The sequence below is a fragment of the Pseudomonas sp. 30_B genome (genome assembly GCF_017491605.1).
In the GTDB taxonomy this organism is placed as follows: domain Bacteria; phylum Pseudomonadota; class Gammaproteobacteria; order Pseudomonadales; family Pseudomonadaceae; genus Pseudomonas.
On sequence record NZ_JAFGYY010000348.1, the window covers coordinates 1 to 447 of the forward strand.

Below are 447 nucleotides of genomic sequence, written 5' to 3' on the forward strand. Positions count from 1 at the left end.
TTTTTATTTGGTAATTCGACTTGACGTTGAAAGTGCAATTTTAGAGTATCACGGCGGATTTTGTGAGGTGTGCACGCGATGCGTATTTCACAAATTTTGACATTTAGGAATTTTCCTAAAAACGTTTTGCGTGAGGATTTAAGTGGCGGCAAAAAAATAATCGGGGCGGAAGTTTTTAATGCGCCCGTCACTCGCATTTCGGTATCTATTTCCGAGTCGGTAAAAGTGCTCGGAAAATTTTTCCTTCGTACGGGAAGGGCGTCGGGTCAGGATTTTGTGTTTTTGTTAAATCCTTTTTAATCAATGGCTTGGCGGCGTTGTGTGTGCCAGGTGACAGAGTGTGTCAGCTGTCTGTTGATTCAAGTTTGAGACAGTTTGTAAAGATCCGCTGCGAACGCCCGTTTTATTGAGATGAAATGGTCATATCATTCCATTGCAGTCTGTAAA

1 protein-coding gene is annotated in these 447 nt (G+C 42.1%); it reads left to right on the forward strand.

Annotation, left to right across the window (positions count from 1 at the left end):
* Nucleotides 1-78 precede the first annotated feature (78 nt).
* Nucleotides 79-300 (forward strand): hypothetical protein, encoded by a 222-nt coding sequence (locus J5M67_RS28605; protein WP_207888696.1) that lies wholly within the window; start codon nucleotides 79-81, stop codon nucleotides 298-300.
* Nucleotides 301-447: the final 147 nt, after the last annotated feature.

Coding starts and splice junctions, on each gene's coding strand:
- J5M67_RS28605 (WP_207888696.1), top strand. CDS start 79: ATGCGTATTTCACAAATTTTGACATTTAGGAATTTTCCTAAAAACGTT.